This window comes from Salinicola sp. CPA57 (genome assembly GCF_003206035.1).
Lineage (GTDB): Bacteria > Pseudomonadota > Gammaproteobacteria > Pseudomonadales > Halomonadaceae > Salinicola > Salinicola socius.
The window spans coordinates 156,164-172,780 of record NZ_PZJR01000009.1 but is presented as its reverse complement, the minus strand read 5'-3'; the positions used below and the strand labels follow the sequence as shown (position 1 = coordinate 172,780).

Genomic DNA, 16,617 nt, shown 5'->3' with positions numbered 1-16,617 from the left:
AGGCCTGGAGACGAAAGCTTCGAGACCAGAAGCTTCGAGGCCAGAAGCGCTTGAGCGGAATACTCTGGGACGAAGGTGCCGAAGGAGCGGTTAGAGCGAGTGGTAAAACCCGGTGCCATGACCGACAGGCCCGGNNCCGGGCCTGTCGGTCTTTTCAGGACTTACTGCGTGTCGAGTTGCTGAACCCGAAGCGTATAGTTGTTGGCGCCGTTCATTGCCGACCCGAACCGCTGGCCCTTCACCCAGACGCGGTAGCGACCAGGCTGCAGCACGCTCTCGATATCGAAATTGCCATTGGCGAGCGAGCCTTCGTCACTGGCCACCGTCCTGCCATTGGCGTCGAGAACCTTGGCCTGAAGGCGATACGTACCCTCGTTGCCGGGGAAGGTCGAACTCTCGATCGACACCGTGCCCGCTTCGGCGACATCGAAGCTCAGGACCTCGCCTTGCTGGCGAATCATGATGTCGGCCACGATCTCGTCGAACGCGTCCGGCATCTGCGGCTGCTCGCTGGCCGAGGCGCTGTGGCCGCTTGCGGCAGTGGCCTCGGCGCCCGAACTCGGCGTCGCAGCGGCCCCGGTGTTGGTGGTACCGAAGGTGGCGTCTCCATCGTCCTGTCCTGCCGATCCGGTCCGAGGCGCGGTGCCGCCACCTGCGGCAACACTGCTGGCAGCCTGACGGCCCGGTGCACTCAAGGTTGCGACCTGATCGCCCTCGTCGACGAACGCCGTCGTCCGGCCGCTGGGACCGGGGCCACCGAACATGATGCCTCCGCCATTGTCCACGCCACCTTCATCACTGGTAACCACGTTGCCGCTGGCGTCCAGTCTCGCCACGTCGATATTGAAGCTGTTGCCACCGGTCTTGGTGGTGCCGAACTTCTGTCCGGAGACTTGCAGGGAGTAATCGCCGGGCTCGAGCGTTTCCGTCATCTTGAGGCCACCGGTGTTCCCCAACCCCGAACCGCTGGCCAGTACGTTGCCATTGCCGTCCACGAGCTTGGCGGAGATCTTGTAATCGTCCGATTCGCCCGGCAGAGTCGAGCTGGAGAACTGATACCGGCCCGCCTTGTCGACGCTGAACGGGTGCTGGTGGAGCCCACCGAAGAAGAAGCTGCGGCTGCGCGCGTCCGAACTGGACTTGAAGAACTTGGTCAGATCGACCTTGCTGGCCGCTTCCTGGGCATCCTTCAATGCCTCGCTCTGAGCCAGAGCCTGACTGCTGGCGCCGGCCAGACTCAACGCCACGAATAAGGTGGTAAATACGCGATACTTCATGGGGCCTCTCTGCACTCTGCGACCGAATCGGAGCCAAAGCATACCAGAGACGCCCGCCGGAGCACCTTAAAGGCTGGCCGGCGAACCCCTCTGAACTGAATAAACGCATGACTTGACGGTGCTCACCCGGCAGCCCTTAGCGTTGCCGAATGGCACCATCCAACATGGGCGACATCGCTGCCGCCCGGTCTGCAGGCCACCTTAGCCCTCGCTGTCACTCTCGGCAAGGTCGACCAGTTCACGGATGGCGACGGCAACCAGCGGGAAACTGATCTGCGCCCCCGTTCCGATTTCCGCCAGCAACGCATTCCAGCGGTCGAACAGCGGCGCATGCTGCTCCTGCCAGTGCTCGACTCGGGGTTCGATTTCCCGCGGGGCGTCCGACATGCCCAACACCCTGACCGTCAGTGCCAGCTGCTGACGATCGAGATCGTCGCGGAACGTCTCCCGCGCCTGCGCCTGCCAGCTATCGCGGACTTCCAGCGTGTTGATCTGCTGCATCATGCGTGGCAGTTCCAGACGCTGGCCGATAGCGTAGTAGGTCTCGGCCACCCGCTGGATCTTGTCGCCGCTGGTCCGTGCGGCCTGAATGATGCCGAGCCCCGCGTAGAGACTGGAAGCCGCCGCAACGATCGACGCCAGCGCTTCCGGCACCTTGGCCTCGATCAGCGCATCGCGGCGCTGACTCCAGGCTTCCCGCTCGTCGCCGCTGAGACGGTTGCCGATATCTTCCTGCAGCTGGGCCAGCTGCGGCGCGTACTGTTCGACGCACTCCTTGACGCCGAGCGAACCCCGATGACGCAGGAACCAGCGCGTCGCCCGGCGCAGCAACCGCATCAGATCGAGCATCATGGTGTACTGGGTCTGGCTGTCGACACGATAGTCCAGCGCCTCGATCTGCTCCCACAGCGGGTTGAGACCGAAGCTGTCGCGGGCGATGACGTACGCCTGGGCGATCTCGACCCGCGAGGCACCGGTGGAATCGCGCAGCTGACGCACGAAGGTGATGCCCATGTGATCGACCAGATCGTTGGCAATCTGGGTCGCCACGATCTCCCGGTTGAGACGATGCTGATACAGATCGTCCGGATAGCGCTCCGCCAGCGTCGCCGGGAACGCCTTGGCAACGTGCTGCTGCAATTGCGAATCCGCCGGCAGCTCGGCCGCGATAAGATCGCTCTTGAGCGTGCTCTTGGCATAGGAGATCAGTACGCTAAGTTCCGGCAGCGTCAGACCGCCATCGGCATTGCCGCGTTCGATCAGCTGTTCGTCGCTGGGCAGGAACTCGAGTTCACGATCGAGACTGCCGGCCGCTTCGAGTTCATTGATGAACCGACGGTACGGGCCGAGCCCCTCTTTCGACTGCAATTCGGAGAGCGACAGCGCCTGGGTCTGACGATAGTTGTCGCGCACGACCAGCTCGCCGACCTCTTCGGTCATCTCGACCAGCAGCTGATTGCGCTGCTTTTCGGTCATGTCGCCGCGCTGAACGATGCCGTCCAGCAGAATCTTGATGTTGACCTCGTGATCCGAGCAGTTGACCCCGCCCGCGTTGTCGATGAAGTCGGTGTTGACCCGAATGCCCCTTTCCGCCGCTTCCATGCGGCCGCGCTGGGTCAGCCCCAGATTACCGCCCTCGCCGATCACGCGGCAGTTGAGCTCGCGTCCATCGATGCGCAGGCCATCGTTGGCCTTGTCGCCGACATCCGCATGGCTTTCGCTGGAGGCCTTGACGTAGGTACCGATACCCCCGTTCCAGATCAGATCGACCTTCGACTTCAACATCGCGTTGATCAGGTCGTTGGGCGAGAGCTTGTCCTCCTTGATCCCGAAGACTTTCTTCATCGCCGTCGAGAGAGGGATCGATTTGGCATCGCGGGAGAAGATACCGCCGCCTTCGGAGATCGTCTTCTCGTCGTAATCCGACCAGCTCGAGCGCGGCTGGGCGAACAGCCGGTTGCGCTCGGCGAAGGACTTGGCGGCGTCGGGTTTGGGATCGACGAAGATGTGGCGGTGGTTGAAGGCTCCCACCAGCTGAATCTTGTCGGACAGCAGCATGCCGTTACCGAAGACATCACCGGCCATGTCACCGATACCCAGCACGCTGAAGGTGTCCTTCTGGGTATTCAGCCCCATCTCGCGGAAGTGGCGTTTGACCGACTCCCAGGCGCCACGGGCCGTGATCGCCATGCCCTTGTGGTCGTAGCCCTGAGCGCCGCCGGAGGCAAAGGCATCGCGCAGCCAGAAGTCATACTCGATCGAGATCGCATTGGCGTAATCGGAGAACGTGGCCGTGCCCTTGTCGGCGGCAACGACCAGATAGGGGTCGTCCGGATCGTGACGCACGACCGTGCGCGGCGGCACGACGGTCGTCCCGTCGAGATTGTCGGTGATGTCCAGCAGACCGCGAATCAGGATCCGATAGCACTCGATCCCCTCGGCCTGAATGGCGTCACGGTCGGCGTTTTCCGGCATCCGCTTGCAGATGAAGCCACCCTTGGCGCCGACCGGAACGATGACCGAGTTCTTGACCTGCTGCGCTTTCATCAGACCCAGAATCTCGGTACGGAAATCCTCGTTGCGATCCGACCAGCGCAGGCCGCCGCGCGCGACCTTGCCACCGCGCAGATGCACGCCTTCCATCCTCGGCGAATAGACGAAGACCTCGAACATCGGCCGCGGCTTGGGCATGCCCGGCACCCTGCTCGGTTCGAGCTTGAACGAGATGTACTCCTTGGCGCTGCCATCTTCACGCGGCTGGAAGAAGTTGGTCCGCACGGTCGCCTGGATCAGATCGACATAGCGACGCAGCAGCAGGTCGTCGTTGAGGCTGGCAACCTGGTCGAGCATCGCATTGACCTCGTCGATGCAGCTCTGGCACTGCGCCTCGCGCGACTGGGTCTCGGGCAACTGGGTCTCGGGCGAGAAACGCAGCGTGAACAGCCGCGTCAGCCCCCGCGTGATATCGGCATGGGTCGCCAGCGTATTGGCGATGTAGGCCTGCGAAAGCCCGATGCGCAGCTGCTTCATGTAACGTGCATAGGCCCGCAGCACGGCGACCTGACGCCAGTCCAGATCGGCGCCGATGATCAGCCGGTTGTAGGTATCGTTCTCCGCGTCTCCCACCCAGATCTTGGTGAAGGCATCGATGAAATTGTCGCGCATGTCGCCCAGGTCGACCTCACCCACGCCGTGATACTCGAAGGTGAAATCGTGGATCCAGTAGGTCTGCTGGCCGCTTGCGATGCGATAGGGGCGCTCGCTGATGACGCGCAGCCCCAGGTTCTCGAGGACCGGCAGCATGTCGGAGAGCGGAATCGGCGTATCTTGATGATAAAGCTTGAGATTGACGCTGTCGGCGGCGCTTTCGGCCAGATGGTAGAGGCTGACGCCGATCGGGGAGCCATCGTCGAGCGCTTCGAGATGGCGAATGTCATTGGCGGCGGTTCGCGCCGAGAAATCGTCCCGGTAGCTACCCGGGAAGGCGTCGCGGAAGGCCTGGGCACGGCGGTTACCCGCTTCCTCCCCCAGGGCCTCGATCAGCGCCCCGTGGAGCTCCTCGCGCCAGTTGCGGGCCAGGTTGATCACCTTCTTCTCCAGCGCACGCGCGTCGAACTCGACCGGCTTGTCGCCGTTGAATCTCAGCGTGAACTGGATCCGCGCCAGAATCGACTCGGAGAGGTACGGATTGAAATCGGCGAAGGTCGCGTCTAGCTCCTCGCACAGCAGATTCTGAATACGCAGACGCAGGTCCGTCGAGAAGATGTCACGCGGCACGAAAACCAGACAGGAATAGAACTGCCCGGCACGATCCTCGCGGATGAACAATCGCACCCGGCGACGCTCGCGGATATTGAGAATACCGAACGCGGTCCGGCTGAGCTCTTCGGTGGAGCTCTGGAACAGGTCATCACGCGGGTGCACTTCCAGCACCTGCAACAGCAGCTTGCCATTGTGACCTTTGGGATTGACCCCCGCTGCATCGATCACTGCCTGGACCTTGCGGCGAAGGATCGGCACGGTGCGCGGCGACTCGTTGTAGACCAGCGAGGTGAACAGCCCGAAGAAGCGCCACTCGCCGATCACCTTGCCTTTGCTGTCGTGGCGGGTGATGGCGATGTAATCCGGGTAGGTCGGGCGATGGACGCGAGCGTGATAGGCGCTCTTGGCGAAGTGCAGCAGCGCCGAACCTTCGTCCTGCTCGAATCGCACCGGCTCCTGGTAGCGCGGCTGGTCGAGCTTCAGCACCCCCAGTTCGCTACCGTCGACCCGTTCTTTGCGGGCCTTCTTGCCGCTGCCGACGAAGCGGCTCTCGGCGTACCCGAGAAACGTGAAGTGTTCGTCCAGCAGCCACTTGAGAAAGGCGACGGTTTCCTGCTGATCCGCCTCGGAGATAGCGTTCGCCGGCTGATTCTCCAGCTCGCCGATGACCTCGCGAACCTGATCGCACATCGGGTCGAAATCAGCGACGGCGGTACGCACGTCGAGCAGTACGTCGCGCAGCCCTTGTTCGAGATCGGAGAGCGTCTCGCTATCGGTATGCCGATCCACCTCGATCAGAATGATCGACTCGCGGGCCTCGGGGGCCTGCGGGGCACGGGTGCCGGTGATCCGCACCGCGTGGTGACGGGAATCACGTTCGACCGCCAGCACCGCGTTGTGGATCGCATGCAGGGTCAGACCGCGGCGATTCAGCTCCATGCGGACCGAGTCGACCAGAAACGGCATGTCGCGATGCAGCACCGCCACCACCGTATGCGGCGATTGCCAGCCGTGGGTTTCGAAATTGGGATTGAAGACACGCACCTTGGCTTCGTCGGGATCGAAGGTGCGCATGAAATGCCAAGCCGCCAGCGTCGCGCCGTAGATATCGTCGAGCTGCCGGTCCGCTGCCTCTTCGAAAGGCGCGGTGGCATAGAGATCCTCGGCGAATGCCGTGATCCGCTTGACCTTATCTTCGGGGAGTCGCTTGGACAGCTTTTCCTGCAGCTGTTCCAGAAATTCCGTTTTTCCCTCGATCGCGACGTGTTGCATCTATCACCTCGGCTGGCATCGACCGTCAACATGGCGGCCGCATTCAATAGGCTGGAAGCTTACGTCAGCGCCGCATGGCGCCCTACTCAGTTGAAGCTTCGTCATGACGCATGTCGGTTATGCATCACCGGCGGCACTTCGCGAGCACGCCAACGGTTGACAAGTCTCGTCGTTGAGCCATGTCGCTGGCGACATGGCACTTCGGATCACGCGTTGGGCAGACGCTCGAGCAATACCCCGCACTCACAGTGGTCGGTCCAGGGGAATTGGTCAAACAACGCCATCCGGACCACCCGGTGCGTCTGACTCAACTGTTCGAGATTGACCGCCAACGTATCGGGGTTGCATGAAATATAGACGATGCGGGAATAGCGCATCAGCGGCGCGCAGCTCTCCGCGTCCAGACCGGCCCGCGGCGGATCCACCAGTACGGTGGAAAAGTCGCATTCGTCGAGATCCATGGCCGCCACTCGGCGCCCCTGCTTTTCCCCGATCAACGCCTGAGCGAACTCTTCGGCCGACATCCGCGCCACATGCACGTTGTCGATACCGTTGGCCTCGAGGTTGGCCTGTGCAGAGGCGACCGAGGTCCGCGAGATCTCGGTGGCGACGACACGTCGGAAATTCTCTGCAAGCGCCACCGTGAAGTTGCCATTGCCACAGTAGAGCTCGACCAGATCGCCCTCGCTTTCGCGGGTCACACTCCGCGCCCAGCTCAGCATCGAGCGACAGATCTCGGCATTGGGCTGGGTGAAGCTGTTCTCGACCTGCTGATAGCGAAACTCGCGACCCTCCACCTCCAGTCGCTCCCAGACGTGGTCACGGTCCAGCACCAGACGCTGCTTGCGGGAGCGCCCGATCAGCGATACGCCAAGCTCGGCCTGCAGCTCGCGAGCCCTGGTTTCCCAAGCGTCATCGAGCGGCTTGTGATAGATCATCGTGACCAGCGACTCACCGCTCAACGTGGTGAGGAACTCGACCTGGAACAGCTTTCGCCGCATCAGCGGCTCGTCCCGGATCGCGTCCAAAAGCTGTGGCATCAATTCATTGATGCGCTCGCCGGCAACCGGAAACCGGTCGACACGGATGATGCGTTGAGCGACGCGCCCTCGCTGAAGCGGCGCTTCCGGGTCGGCCTCGAACATCGCGTAGAAAAGATCGTCCCCCTCGTGCCAGATCCGGAATTCGGCCCGCATCCGGTAGTGCGACGGCGGCGACGCGAACACCTCCAGCGGCGGCGGCGAGAAGCGAGCGAACTGTCGTTCGATGCGTTCGCGCTTGGCCTCGAGCTGCGCGTCGTAACCAGAAGGATCAATATCGAAGATCACCAAACCATCAGTCCTTAACAAGAAGTCTTTGAATCAGGCCATCGGCAACCGGGCCAATCGGTAGTCGACAGGAGAGATCCCGGCCTCGCGGCTATGGCACCTTCGGTGATGCCACCTCGAGCGCGGCGGGCGGCGCATAGCCATAGCGCGCCAGCGCCGCCGCCAATCCCTGGACCGTGGCAGCCGTGGCCCAGCTGAAATCGAAACCCATGCGCGTGACGCCTCTGCCGAGCCTGGATTCTTCGACCGCCCCCCCTGTCGCCGCCGTCGTCACACCAGTCATCGGCCCGTTGGCGAGCACGGACTCGAGACGCCTGGCGATGGCTTGCCCCGAGTCGATCCAGGCGACCTCCGGCGGCATCAAGGGCGCCAGGCAGTCACGCAGCAGCGGGAAATGCGTGCAGCCCAGCACCACGACATCGACGTCTGGCGCGACCCTGAGCGGTTCGACGGCCTGATGCAGCCGCTCGAGATCCACCGCCCGCCCCTGAAGCCGATGTTCGGCCTCGATGACCAGTGCGTCAGCGGCCACGCGGACGACCCGACAGTCAGGCGCGTGGTCGGCGATCAGCCTATCCAGATAAGGGCGATGAACGGTTGCGTGCGTAGCGAGCAGGCCGATCGCGCGGCTTCGGGTCATCTCCGCGGCAGGCTTGATCGCCGGAACGGTACCGATGACCGGTATCGACAGCCGAGCCCTGAGCGCCTCCAGCGCCAGGGTGCTGGCCGTGTTGCACGCCACTACCAAGGCGCGGGGTCGAGCCTGCTGACAGGCGCGGATGCAAACGGCAACGATCCGCGCCAACAACCAGACCTCGTCCTTTGTACCGTAAGGCAGTGCGGCATTGTCACAGACGTAGCCCAAGGATAGCCACGGCATCCGACGACGAATATCGGCGCTGACCGAAAGCCCCCCCGCCCCCGAATCGAAAATCAGCGCATCAATCATATGGCGTGCCGCCACCGAAATAGTCGAGCAGGGCGTCGATCAGCGCACGCAGGCGAGCTGGCATGTAATCGCGCTCGGCGTACAACAGGTGAACGTCGAGCGGCGGCATCTCGAATGCCTCGAGTACACGAACCAGCTGTCCGCTCCTCTCTTCCGCTGCCGCCAGCGATGCGGGCTTTAGTGTCAACCCCATGCCCAGCACGGCCGCTTCGACCAGCGCGCGGCCGTTATTGCAGGAGAGCGCCGGCTGCAGCCGAAAGCGATGGAGCTCGCCATCGACCATGAACGGCCAGTGAAGCCCGTGTCGGGACAGGGTGTAGTACAGGCAGCGATGATCCTTGAGATCCCAGGGATGCTGCGGCGTACCATGGTGCTCGAGATAGCCCGGCGAGGCGTACAGATGCATCGGCATCCGCATCAGCGGCCGTGCGATCAGGCAGGAATCCTCCAGCTCGCCGATGCGCACGACCAGATCGAAATCCTCGGCCAGCGGATCGACTCGCCGGTCCTCCAGCACCAGATCGAGCGAAACCGCCGGATGTGCCGCCTCGAAAGCCTGCAGTGCCGGCATCAGCGAACGGGCGCCGAAATCCACCGGTGCCGAGAGCCGTAGACGACCCCGCACTTCGCCGCGCTGTTCGCCGATCCCCGCTTCCAGTTCCTGCAACTCGTCGAGCAGGCGACTGGCCGTCGTCAGGTAACGCTCTCCTTCCGCGGTGAGCTGTAGGCGCCGCGTGGTGCGCACCAGCAGCCGCACTCCGAGGGCCTCTTCCAGCCGGGACACCTGCTTGCTGACCATGGCGTTGGAGACGCCCAGACGCCGAGCTCCACCGGCGAAGCTACCGGCGTCGATGACCGCACGAAATACCTGCATCGCCTGCAGTCGATCCATCCTGCCTCCTGTCCCCGTTCCTGTGGCTCATTCTACGCAAGCGGCGACGATCGCGCAGTGGCGATCGTCGTCGGGAGAATGACAGGTTCGGCGGTGGATGACGTTCAGGCTACAGCGGTGACGGTGCCTCTCGGAATTCCGTGTAGAGCTCCGGATAGGCCTCCTGCAAACGCGCCAGCTCGGCGCCCGCCTGAGGCGGCAGCTCCTGGGCAAGCCGCGCCAGATCCTCTTCGTCGAAATGTTCGCGAATCAGCGGAAACAGCTCTTCACGCTCGGCACGCAGGTAGGCTCGATGCGCCTCGAGATAGGACTTGAGATCATCGGCAAACTTGTCCATCGGCATCACCCCATCCATCAGGATCATGTCGATGTTTTGAGACAGCTGCATCAGCTGCTGATGGAGATGCTGGTAGTCATCAGCCAGGCGATTGCTCAGATCGCCGATCTCCGACTCCCGCGCCACCAGTCGATCGCTGCAGATGCGTTCCAGCGGAATGGTGAAACCGCTCATGTAGTCGAGGATGTAATCCACGACTTCCCGAATCAGCCGAAAGTCCGGGCGTTCGCCATCGGCCAGTGTCTTATGCTTGAGTTGCAACACATGCAGCAGGCGCGCCATGTTGGCATGGTCCTGACGCAGTTGAGTCAGCATGGGCATGGTGAGTCTCCTGTCCGTGAAGCGCGATGTCGGGTAACACCGCCGTGTCCGCCTAGTGTAGCGTCTGTCTTCGGAGTTGGCTCTGGAACTCGTGACCGTGAATCCGGAACGCGCACGGCGGTGCCGGAATGCATCGTCCGCGCTCCGGAGATCGGACAACGACCGCCAGCAAGGCGCCTTTGCAGCCAGAACAGGTCGGTTGCGCCCAGCATCCCTTCCCACGATCGATTGGGTCTACCTCCAGCGACGCGCTAGAATTTCCTACCCTAGCGGGTTTTTCGATAAACGCTCTACGCCTAACGTCTGAATCGCTGTAGCGAAATGTACGCTTTCGCTGCCGACAGCCAGCCCGGAAGATGCCATGGACCTTTTTGCCGACGACGCCTCCCGAGGCGAATCCCGCACGGACAACGCGCCGCTCGCCTACCGTATGCGACCGCGCACGCTTGACGATTACATCGGTCAGCAGGCACTGGTCGGGCCCGACAAGCCGCTGCGACGCATGGCGGAAACCGCCAGCGTGCGTTCGATGATTCTGTGGGGGCCACCGGGCGTGGGCAAGACCACGCTGGCCGAGATCCTGGCCGAGGCCTCCGGCGCACGACTCGAGCAGCTTTCTGCCGTGATGGCCGGGGTCAAGGACATTCGCGCGGCGGTGGAGCGAGCGCGGGAAGGCCAGATGCGCGAGCGCCAGACGCTGCTGTTTCTCGACGAGATCCACCGTCTCAACAAGAGCCAGCAGGATGCCCTGCTGCCTCACGTCGAATCCGGCCTGCTGACCCTGATCGGTGCCACCACCGAGAACCCCTCGTTCGAGGTCAACTCGGCGCTGCTGTCCCGGGCCCGGGTCTACGTGCTGAAGACGCTCGACGAGAGCGAGCTGATCACGGTCCTGAAACGCGCCCTCGGCAACGAGACGCTGGGGCTGGGTGCACGCAACATTCGCGCCAGCGACGACACGCTCTCGATTCTCGCTCGCGCAGCCTCCGGAGACGCACGCCGCGCCCTGGGCCTGCTGGAAACCGCCTGCGATTTCGCCAAGAGCGACGAACATGGCGAACACCTCGATCGCGATGCCGTGGTCGAAGTGATCGGCCATCAGGGCGCCGCCTTCGACAAACAGGGAGAGCACTATTACGACCTGCTCTCGGCGATTCACAAGTCGGTGCGCTCATCGCGCCCCGATTCGGCGCTTCTTTACATTGCCCAGTTCATCAGTGGCGGCGGCGATCCGCTGGACATCGTCCGGCGACTGGCCGCCATCGCATCGGAGGACGTGGGTAACGCCGATCCGCGCGCGCTGCCTCTGGTCATCTCGGCGTGGGATGCCTACCTACGTCTGGGCGACTACGAGGGTCAGCGTGCCATTGCCCATGCCGCAATCCACCTGGCGATCGCGCCCAAGAGCAATCGCATCGATCAGGCCTGGAGCCAGGCCAAGGCATTCGTCGCCCAGCATCCCGACCTGGAAGTGCCGGTCTATCTGCGCAATGCACCGACCCAGCTGATGTCGTCGCTGGGCTACGGCGACGGCTATCGATATGCCCACAGCGAACCCAACGGCTATCCCGCCGGCGCCGAACACGACTGCTGGCCTCCAGAGCTGCCTAGAACCCGCTTCTACGAACCCAGCGACTACGGCCAGGAGAAGCGCTTTCAGCAGATGCAGGCGTGGCGAGAGGAACTGGATCGGCAGGCTGACGGCGGCGCCTGATCCGCCACGTTCGGAGCGGCAGGGACTATCAGCAAGAGCCGCTCGTGTCTGATGGCTGCCAAAAGCACTCGCCCCCGTCGTGGCAACCACGGCGGGGGCGAGTCGACTGACGGACGAAAGCGTTACGGCGTCGCGGGCGACTGCTCTCGGATCACGTCAGCGCCCTCGGGGGCCTGAAACTGGAACTGGGCGGGATCGATATCGACGTTGGTCTGCGCATTGTCGAAGTCGATCGCGGTGCGTTGTCCGGTGCTGTCGGTCATCTGCAGCGCATCGAGTTTCTCGCTGTAGAAGGTCAGCTTGAGCTGCTCGAACAGGGTATCGTTGGCCTGCGGCACCAGGGTGAAGGTCTCGCTGGCGCCCTGCTGCTGTCGCGACACGTCGTAATTGTCGGAGAGCTCCGAGGCGCTCCCGGAGAGCAGCAGTGCCGGCGTGTGGGTGACGCGGTCATCCAGCGGCTGGATGGTGACCTGCTCGAGATCGGGATCGTAAAGCGACACCTCGTCACCGTCGGAAACCACCAACTGGCGATACGGCTCGTTCACGGCCCAGCGGAAATGTCCGGGGCGAGACAGCCACATATGCCCGCTGGTGTCCTGCAGACTCGAACCCGATGCATCCAGGATCTGCTGCGTGAAGTCCGCCGAATAGGTCTTCAGCGGCTCGAGCAGATGGGTCAGGCGATCGGCGGAGGCCTGATCCGCCAGCGCCGCCTGGGTCATCAACACCGGCGTCAACAGCAACGACCCGGCAACGGCCAACATCTTCATCTTGCGCATGCGCATTCCTTATCGTGAATCGACGACCTTGCATCGACGATCTTGACTCAATGGCGTGGAATCATCGTGGTGATGAGACAGCAAAACGGCCGTAGGGTTTAATCTCACCCTGCGGCCGCTGGCACCCGATCAGTGGCCGAGGGGCGGCGGCGCGAGCACCTCTCGCGAACCGTTGTTGCCCATCGAGGAGACGACACCGGCCTGCTCCATCGCCTCGACCAGCCGCGCGGCGCGATTGTAGCCGATCTTGAAACGACGCTGGACGGCGGAAATGGAAGCCCGCCGTGTCTCGGTGACGAACTGCACGGCCTCGTCATAGAGGGCATCCTGTTCGGCATCGTCACCGTCACCGCCGTCGGCCTCGAGCCCGGCAAGCGCGTCGGCGGAGACCCCGCCCGACAGAATCTCCTCGATGTATTCCGGCTCGCCGCGGCGTTTCCAGTCCTCGACGATACGATGCACTTCATCATCGTCGACGAACGCGCCGTGGACGCGCTGCGGCATGCCGGCACCGGCCGGCAGATAGAGCATGTCGCCGTGGCCGAGCAGGTTCTCGGCGCCACCCTGATCGAGAATGGTGCGAGAATCGATCTTGGAGGAGACCTGGAACGCCATGCGCGTCGGAATATTGGCCTTTATCAACCCCGTCACCACGTCGACCGATGGCCGCTGAGTGGCCAGAATCAAGTGAATACCGGCCGCTCGTGCCTTCTGGGCCAGGCGCGCAATCAGCTCTTCGACCTTCTTGCCCACGATCATGAACATGTCGGCGAATTCGTCGATCACCACCACGATGTAGGGGAGCTTGCCGAGCACCGGTGGCGGCTGATGCATCTCCCACGGCTGCGGCTCCCACATCGGGTCCTGAACCTGGGCACCGTGGCTTTCGGCCTCGTCGAGCTTGGCATTGAAGCCGGCGATGTTACGCACGCCCATCGCCGCCATGAGCTTGTAGCGTCGCTCCATCTCGGCGACACACCAGCGCAAGGCATTGGCGGCCTCTTTCATGTCGGTGACGACGGGCGCCAGCAGATGCGGTATCCCATCGTAGACGGAAAGCTCGAGCATCTTGGGATCGACCATGATCATGCGAACCTCGTCCGGCGTCGCCTTCAGCAACATCGACACGAGCATGGTGTTGATACCCACCGACTTGCCCGAGCCGGTGGTGCCGGCGACCAGCAGATGCGGCATCTTGTTGAGATTGGCGACCACCGGCTTGCCGCCGATGTCCTGACCCAAGGCCAAAGTGACCGGCGATTCGGCATTCTGGTAGACATCCGAGTCCAGCACCTGACGGATGCGAATCATCGCCCGGTTGGGGTTGGGAATCTCGATCCCCACCGTCGGCTTGCCGGGAATGATCTCGACCACGCGCACGCTCTTGACCATCAGCGAGCGCGCCAGGTCCTTGGCCAGGTTGCTGATCTTGGAAACCTTCACCCCGGCCGCCGGACGAATCTCGAAGCGGGTGATCACCGGCCCGGGCCAGGTTTCGACCACTTCCGCCTTGACGCCATACTCCCGCAGTCGCATCTCGAGCAGATCGGCCATATCCGCCAGCTGCTCGGGGGTGTAGTTCGGCTGTTCGGGGTCGGCGGGCGTGGTCAGCCGAATCGAGGGCAGATTGCCGCTCGGCTCCGGCATGTCATCCATGACCGGGCGCTGACTTTGCAAATGCTCGACGGTCCACAGCGTCGGCTGGTCGTCAGCCGCCGCTCTGGCTTGAGCCGCCGTCGCCAACTGCCCCCCCTCGCTCGACGTAGGCGTAGGCGTGGGCGTGGGCGTGGGCGTGGGCGTGGGCGTGGGCGTGGGCGTGGGCGCATACTGCGGCGTCGCGGCGGGCGTCGCGAGACCATTAGCGCCCCCGCGACTTTCCTCCACCGCAGCCCGATCGCCGTCGGCGATGTCGAAACGCGGTTCCTGACGCTGGGCTCGCTCGACCGACACCCCTGCCGACTCCTGCGCCGGTCCGGACGCAAACCCCGGATCCGAAGGCATTTCACCACTGTCCGCTTCGACTTCTCGCCAGTTCACACGCGGGTGACGGCGCTGATCGTCTGCCGGTTCGGTCGGGAACGCCTGCCGCGATGCGACTCTCGAATCGTCGCTATCGATCTCCGGTTCCTCGGTATCGAATGTCGATTCACCGGTATCGATGATCGCCCCGTGGTCATGGGTGGCCGTTGCCGAAGGCCGTTCGGCGATCGGTTCCTGACGTTCGGCACGAATGCCCCATTGATGCGTCGGCGCGTCCTCGTCGGTTGCGGACAGCCCGGATTCGCGGGCAGCACGCTCGGACTCGCCGCTGGCAACCCCCGAAGCGGGAGCTTGCTGACGGCGCTCGTACTGACTTGGCGGCGTTTCGACGAGTGTGGGCTCGGGGGCATCATCACGATCAGTGAACGGCTCGGAGGCGAACTCGCCTGCCGGTGCCTGAAAAGCATCGGGGATACGCCGCCGGGTAACGTCGGCGCGGAACGGTGCCCGTTCCGCCTTGCCATCCGACTCGATAACGGGCCTGCCTTCCGGTTCGACGGCGGAGATCGCGGAGGAACCAGCGACCACACTCTCGGCGCCATCGGTCGCGGAGATTCTGTTCGGCGTCGTGTCGATGGATCGCTCGTCGGAAGCGCGCTGAGCGGGAGAGAAATGCCGAGCCGATGTCGGTTCCGCGAACCGTGTCGGCGGTGTCGTCCGCGGCGACACGCCGGGGGCTTCATCCGGCGTCCGACCCAAAGTGGGTTCGCGAGACTCGTCACGCTGCTGACGAGCGGTGTAAGAAGACTCGGGACGCTTGGCGGACGGTGTACGTGCCGGGACGTCCCAGGGAATGTCGGTGCGACCGTCATGTCGCCACATCGAGCTACCGCGCTGTTCGTGTCCGTCGACGGCAGCACCGACGGCATCCTCCCACGCCGGTTCCTGACGGGTGGCATGGGCGCCACCCTCGTCGTCTTCCCAACGCTCCAGATCCGGCGCCTTGTTCCAGGGCAACCACCTGGCCCACCATGCGGTCTTGCCGGACGACGCTTCCTCCAGCGCCACGTTGTCGTCGTCCTCGATTGCCACGTCGTCGACACGATCATGGTCAGCCGCCACAAGACGTGCCTCGGCATTATCGAGACGGCGGTTAGCTCGCACTTCGCGCTGCTCGCCCGCCTTGGCTTTCGTCCACTGGAACAATCGGTTGAGCGAGCTGCCAAGCTCATCCATTACCGTCAACCAGGACATCCCGGAGAACAGCGTGAAGCCTGACATGAAGGCCGCGATCGCGATCAGCGTGGTGCCCCGCACGCCAACCAGCGACGTCAGCGAACCGGCGATGCCTCGGCCGAGAATACCGCCAGCCTGATTGGGCAGATCGCTGGAAGCGTTATAGAAATGCAGATCGCCCAGGGTGGTCGTGCTCATCAGCAGCAATACCAGCCCACCGGTGTGCACGGCCAGCGCCATGGGGTCCCAGGCAATCTGGACCTGGGACTGCCGCATCAGGCGCCAGGCACCCAGACCGAACATGCCAGGCCACCAGAGGGCGCTGGCACCAAACAGGGAATAGAGCACGTCGGACAACCAGGCGCCGATCCGGCCCATCCAGTTGGAAACCGACTGATCCGGCCCGCTGTGAGACCACCCGGGGTCCGTCGGCGTGTAGCTGAATAGCGCCAGTAGCAGAAAGACGCAAATGGCGAGCAGCAGAATCACGGCACCTTCACGTGTCACGCCCTGTAGGCGCATGATCACGTGGCGGGCCTGCTCCTTGGCTTGCGCTTGCGTAGATGAACGACGGCTCTTCTTGGCCGAACTCTTGGCACTCAACTGATCAACCCCCTCGCGCCTGGTCTGGCGTGGCGTAGCGCAATCAACGGCCACACCGCTGGCGGCATTCCATTCCGCTCACGGCGTTGGCGATCAACAGCCGAACCCGTTAACGGGTCCGGCCTCTTCGACCCGCCATCATACCGGGGGGCGCGCCGACATCACAG

General features: G+C 63.5%; 9 protein-coding genes. 1 reads left to right on the top strand and 8 read right to left on the bottom strand.

Going from position 1 to position 16,617, the window contains the following annotated elements; genetic code table 11:
* Positions 1 to 161: 161 nt before the first annotated feature.
* The 6 genes from DOM36_RS10630 to DOM36_RS10605 form a co-directional block, all read right to left on the bottom strand.
* Positions 162 to 1,277 carry a hypothetical protein gene (locus tag DOM36_RS10630; protein ID WP_110643077.1) on the bottom strand — a complete coding sequence of 372 codons (1,116 nt, stop codon included), beginning with the start codon at positions 1,275 to 1,277 and terminating at the stop codon, positions 162 to 164.
* Between the two features lie 201 nt (positions 1,278 to 1,478).
* Complete coding sequence (locus DOM36_RS10625) at positions 1,479 to 6,311, bottom strand: NAD-glutamate dehydrogenase (protein ID WP_110643076.1); 4,833 nt, start codon at positions 6,309 to 6,311, stop codon at positions 1,479 to 1,481.
* Positions 6,312 to 6,517: 206 nt separating this feature from the next.
* Entirely contained in the window at positions 6,518 to 7,642 is a 1,125-nt protein-coding gene (gene trmA / locus DOM36_RS10620; RefSeq protein ID WP_110643075.1) for a tRNA (uridine(54)-C5)-methyltransferase TrmA, read from the bottom strand.
* A gap of 88 nt (positions 7,643 to 7,730) precedes the next feature.
* Positions 7,731 to 8,588, bottom strand: coding sequence for a glutamate racemase (murI, locus tag DOM36_RS10615; RefSeq protein WP_075569894.1), 858 nt, complete (start codon positions 8,586 to 8,588; stop codon positions 7,731 to 7,733).
* Positions 8,581 to 9,480, bottom strand: coding sequence for a LysR family transcriptional regulator (locus DOM36_RS10610; protein ID WP_110643074.1), 900 nt, complete (start codon positions 9,478 to 9,480; stop codon positions 8,581 to 8,583). Before DOM36_RS10610 ends, murI begins: the two co-directional genes overlap by 8 nt.
* A gap of 109 nt (positions 9,481 to 9,589) precedes the next feature.
* Positions 9,590 to 10,132, bottom strand: coding sequence for a hemerythrin domain-containing protein (locus DOM36_RS10605; RefSeq protein WP_075570013.1), 543 nt, complete (start codon positions 10,130 to 10,132; stop codon positions 9,590 to 9,592).
* A 367-nt stretch (positions 10,133 to 10,499) separates the two neighbouring features.
* On the opposite strand from DOM36_RS10605, the gene DOM36_RS10600 reads away from it, so the two are divergent.
* Positions 10,500 to 11,852 (top strand): replication-associated recombination protein A, encoded by a 1,353-nt coding sequence (locus tag DOM36_RS10600; protein WP_075569896.1) that lies wholly within the window; start codon positions 10,500 to 10,502, stop codon positions 11,850 to 11,852.
* A gap of 122 nt (positions 11,853 to 11,974) precedes the next feature.
* Here DOM36_RS10600 and lolA read toward each other — a convergent pair whose 3' ends face one another.
* Positions 11,975 to 12,631, bottom strand: coding sequence for an outer membrane lipoprotein chaperone LolA (lolA, locus tag DOM36_RS10595; protein WP_075569897.1), 657 nt, complete (start codon positions 12,629 to 12,631; stop codon positions 11,975 to 11,977).
* 129 nt (positions 12,632 to 12,760) lie between these two features.
* Complete coding sequence (locus tag DOM36_RS20575) at positions 12,761 to 16,369, bottom strand: DNA translocase FtsK 4TM domain-containing protein (RefSeq protein ID WP_110643168.1); 3,609 nt, start codon at positions 16,367 to 16,369, stop codon at positions 12,761 to 12,763.
* Positions 16,370 to 16,617 lie beyond the last annotated feature (248 nt).

Coding starts and splice junctions, on each gene's coding strand:
- DOM36_RS10630 (WP_110643077.1), bottom strand. CDS start 1,277: ATGAAGTATCGCGTATTTACCACCTTATTCGTGGCGTTGAGTCTGGCC.
- DOM36_RS10625 (WP_110643076.1), bottom strand. CDS start 6,311: ATGCAACACGTCGCGATCGAGGGAAAAACGGAATTTCTGGAACAGCTG.
- murI (WP_075569894.1), bottom strand. CDS start 8,588: ATGATTGATGCGCTGATTTTCGATTCGGGGGCGGGGGGGCTTTCGGTC.
- DOM36_RS10610 (WP_110643074.1), bottom strand. CDS start 9,480: ATGGATCGACTGCAGGCGATGCAGGTATTTCGTGCGGTCATCGACGCC.
- DOM36_RS10605 (WP_075570013.1), bottom strand. CDS start 10,132: ATGCTGACTCAACTGCGTCAGGACCATGCCAACATGGCGCGCCTGCTG.
- DOM36_RS10600 (WP_075569896.1), top strand. CDS start 10,500: ATGGACCTTTTTGCCGACGACGCCTCCCGAGGCGAATCCCGCACGGAC.
- lolA (WP_075569897.1), bottom strand. CDS start 12,631: ATGCGCAAGATGAAGATGTTGGCCGTTGCCGGGTCGTTGCTGTTGACG.
- DOM36_RS20575 (WP_110643168.1), bottom strand. CDS start 16,369: ATGCGCCTACAGGGCGTGACACGTGAAGGTGCCGTGATTCTGCTGCTC.